Origin of the sequence: Streptomyces sp. NPDC059002 (genome assembly GCF_042740435.1) — a bacterium.
GTDB lineage: Bacteria > Actinomycetota > Actinomycetes > Streptomycetales > Streptomycetaceae > Streptomyces.
This window is the reverse complement of the sequence record NZ_JBHYJI010000137.1, coordinates 1-3,103: the sequence shown is the minus strand read 5'-3', so window position 1 is coordinate 3,103 and position 3,103 is coordinate 1. Positions and strand designations below refer to the sequence as shown.

General features: G+C 69.8%; 5 protein-coding genes. 3 read left to right on the top strand and 2 right to left on the bottom strand.

Annotated features, from left to right (window positions below; translation table 11 throughout):
* Positions 1 to 152 precede the first annotated feature (152 nt).
* From ACFWZ2_RS43450 to ACFWZ2_RS43440, 3 genes are all read left to right on the top strand, one after another.
* Positions 153 to 1,025, top strand: coding sequence for a hypothetical protein (locus ACFWZ2_RS43450; RefSeq protein WP_384555332.1), 873 nt, complete (start codon positions 153 to 155; stop codon positions 1,023 to 1,025).
* Positions 1,026 to 1,027: 2 nt separating this feature from the next.
* Positions 1,028 to 1,210, top strand: a complete 183-nt coding sequence (locus ACFWZ2_RS43445; RefSeq protein ID WP_384555331.1) for a hypothetical protein — start codon at positions 1,028 to 1,030, stop codon at positions 1,208 to 1,210.
* Positions 1,211 to 1,695: 485 nt separating this feature from the next.
* Positions 1,696 to 2,115 carry a hypothetical protein gene (locus ACFWZ2_RS43440; RefSeq protein ID WP_384555330.1) on the top strand — a complete coding sequence of 140 codons (420 nt, stop codon included), beginning with the start codon at positions 1,696 to 1,698 and terminating at the stop codon, positions 2,113 to 2,115.
* Here ACFWZ2_RS43440 and ACFWZ2_RS43435 read toward each other — a convergent pair.
* Complete coding sequence (locus tag ACFWZ2_RS43435; RefSeq protein ID WP_384555329.1) at positions 2,108 to 2,500, bottom strand: anti-sigma factor antagonist; 393 nt, start codon at positions 2,498 to 2,500, stop codon at positions 2,108 to 2,110. The genes ACFWZ2_RS43440 and ACFWZ2_RS43435 overlap by 8 nt on opposite strands.
* Before the next feature lie 60 nt (positions 2,501 to 2,560).
* Entirely contained in the window at positions 2,561 to 3,004 is a 444-nt protein-coding gene (locus tag ACFWZ2_RS43430; RefSeq protein ID WP_384555328.1) for an ATP-binding protein, read from the bottom strand.
* Positions 3,005 to 3,103: the final 99 nt, after the last annotated feature.

Below are 3,103 nucleotides of genomic sequence, written 5' to 3'. Positions count from 1 at the left end.
TGCCCGGAGCATCCGGGCACCAACGACGTCTCGGATGAGTGTTGTCCGAGGCGATAGAGGTCACAGGGAAGATCCGGAGATTCTTTGCCGGAACGCAGCCCCACCCCCGCCGAGGGGAGAACCTGTCGTTCACGATCCGCAAGGAGTCCTCCATGGCCACGATCATCCCCACCACGACGGACCCCACGAAGACCTCGGTCCAGCAGGTGTTCGTCTTCGTCAGGACGGGGCCAGAACCTGACACCAAGGACCAGCTCACAGGCCCCGGCGTCGCCTACTACGTCGGGCACGACGGGATCGTCCGCCGTCCCGCCGCGAAGGAAGTCGGCACGGACGAACCGCTTCCGCCTGCGCTCATCGGCAACTACTGGGCGCCGGACATCGGCGCCGACGTCCCGGTCGCGATGCGGGCGCTCGCGGCCCGTGATGCGGCCTTGAACGGCGCGGACGTGGCCGTGGACCAGTTCGCCTCCGAGATCCTGGGCCTGTGGCGAGGCGGCCGGTGGCGGGAGTCCGTGTCGACCGCCCTGCTCGGCGACTGGGCCGACCCGCTGGCGCAGGACGGCGGCTGCCTCGCCCCCGCCTTCCTGGGAGCACTCAAGGCCGAGGCACGGACGGTCCACCGCCAGCTGACCCCAATCTGGCGGCGCGAGCGCGAGGGCCACCGGTTGTGGAGCCTGGATCGCATCGTCGGTGACGGGCTCGGACTGACTACCTACGACCTCGTCAACGGCGGCCCGGATCCCTACGAGGTCCTTATCGGCACCCTGCCCGACAATCCGCGGATCGCTGCGGTCCTCGCCCGGCTCACCCCACTGCAGAGGGCCGTCACACTGGCCCGGTTCCACTGGAACGTCACCAGCTGGCCCGAGGCCGCGGCCGAGGTCATCGCCCTGGCCCCGCACCTGTCCGCCGGGCTCTCCCCGGAGGCCTTGGGTGACAGCGTCCGCCGCAAGCTCCACCGGCTCGGCGAGGAGCACAAGCAGCGCGCCGACGCTGCGGCCGAGACGCGCGAACGGGGCTGACCGTGTCGCTGACCGCGCTGCTCCTGATCCTGCTGCTCACCGTCGTCACCCTGCTCGTCGGCGGCGGCGTGCTAGCCCTGCTTCTCCACCGCCCGGCCTGGGGCGCCCCGCTGGCCGGGGCTCTCGTCGCAATGACCCTCATGGCCACCGTCACCGGGCTGCTGGTGGCCGTCACCCGCGGCTGAACCCGCCCCTATCCCGCTGGATATCCAGGTGCTGTCCGAGGTGAGACGCTCCAGTCTGCGAAGTCTGAGATAGCGGCCGAAAAGCGTCAGAGCCACCCTGACGCCTCCCAAACCTCAGGCTGTTCCTGACGGACGACATCTAGTCAAGTCTTCCCTGACGGTGAGGAGTCGTCAGGGATTGCCTGGCGTTGAGGGGGCATCAGGATCCGCCCTTGGGTAGACCCGGAGGTGTTGACTTGGCCAGCAAATCGAGCATGCACTCCACTGTGAGGCATGATCCGCCGCTCCTGGGTACGCCACCTATGACCGACTCGCTGCCGGGCCGCAGGACAGCGCGCCCGCGCACCGCCGACGGCTGCTGCAGTTGTCGCGACAGATCGCCGCCCATCCTTACTGGGACAGCCCGGCGGGCACGCCCACAGCCCGGGTGGCGTGCAAGGTACTCGCCCGCACCGCGGTGTCAAGGGTGCGGGTGACTGACCTGCATGCCATCGTGTTCGCTCACCGACATTGAAGCCGCGCTGCGTGCGTCCTGGGCCGTGGATACCTGCTCGCCGGATGACCTTGAGCGCAGCGGATGGGGCGCGCACAACCCCGCCCTGGGATACTGCGACATCACCGCCCTCGTCGTCCACGACCTCTTTGGCCGCACGCTGCTGGTCGGCGAGGTGTACGCGGTGGACGGCGGGCAGGAGGGCTACCACTGGTGGAACCGGCTGCCCAGCGGACTCGAACTCGACCTGACCCGAGACCAGTTCCTGAACGGGCCAACCGTCACTACCCCACGCGAGATCGAGCGGCCCGCGGGGCGGCTGCCGCGCCGCCAGGAGGAGTACGAGCTGTTGCGCGAGCGTGTGACCGGCCGCGTTGGTTGCCCGCTGCCGGGCGGTGTCGGCGTCAGGTAGGCCAGCCGGTGGTGCGCCACTCTTGCCCCTCACCGTCGGCCGCACCGTGGGTGCGGTGGGCGGCGAGGGCCGTGGCCAGGTCGCAGTGGACGGGAATGGTCGGGCAGGAGCCGTCGGGGACGAGGGAGCCGTCGGCGGGGATCGCGGCCAGCTCCAGGTTCCGCCCGCCGTCCGCGAGGCGGCGGGCGGCTTCGGTGATGGCCAGCTGGCCCTCGTTCGACCAGCCCCGCAGCTCGGTGAGATCGATGATGACCGGTCCGCTGCCGCGGGCCAGAACCCAGCCGACCGCGCCGGTGAAGCGGTGGGCGGCGTCCCGCCCCAGGTGCCCGGCCACGGACAGGACGGCGATGTCCTGCTCGACGGTGTAGCGCCATTCGATGGTCATGTCGGATACGTCAACTTCCGTGCGGTGGGTGCCTTGTGCCAGGCCGTGGACCGGTCGTCCCTAGAGCGGCAGGGTGATCCAGATCGTCTTGCCCTGTCCGTCGGCGTCGCCGCGCACGACGGCGGTGCCGTCGAGGTCGCGGACGAGCTCCATGACGGTGGCCAGGCCACGAGTCCTGGCGCCGCTGCCCGTGACCGCCTCGGACAGTGACGGCTGGTGGGCATGACGATCGTGAACACCGAAGGCCAGGTGCTTGTTGCTCCCCGCGTAGATGACGGTCGTCTGCGGGGAGTCGTCCGCCGCGTGCCGGACGCTGTTGGTGACCAGTTCGCCCAGGATCAGCAACGCCGGTCCGACAGCGGGGTGGTTCGGTCTCACGCCCCACTCCTGCCAAGCCTGCTCGGCCATCTCGCGGGACAACCGCACGGCGGATGGCGTGGTGGGCATCGTCAGGACGTGACGGTAGGGAAACTCCTTCAGGCATGTTGTCAGGGTCGCGAGCATGTCAGCTCTCTGCTCCGGTGAGGCGGAAACCGGTGACGGTCTGGGGGTGGATGCGCAGCAGGGTGTCGTGCGGTCCGTGGGTCAGGGCGGGGAGGGTGC

Coding starts and splice junctions, on each gene's coding strand:
- ACFWZ2_RS43450 (WP_384555332.1), top strand. CDS start 153: ATGGCCACGATCATCCCCACCACGACGGACCCCACGAAGACCTCGGTC.
- ACFWZ2_RS43440 (WP_384555330.1), top strand. CDS start 1,696: ATGCCATCGTGTTCGCTCACCGACATTGAAGCCGCGCTGCGTGCGTCC.
- ACFWZ2_RS43435 (WP_384555329.1), bottom strand. CDS start 2,500: ATGACCATCGAATGGCGCTACACCGTCGAGCAGGACATCGCCGTCCTG.
- ACFWZ2_RS43430 (WP_384555328.1), bottom strand. CDS start 3,004: ATGCTCGCGACCCTGACAACATGCCTGAAGGAGTTTCCCTACCGTCAC.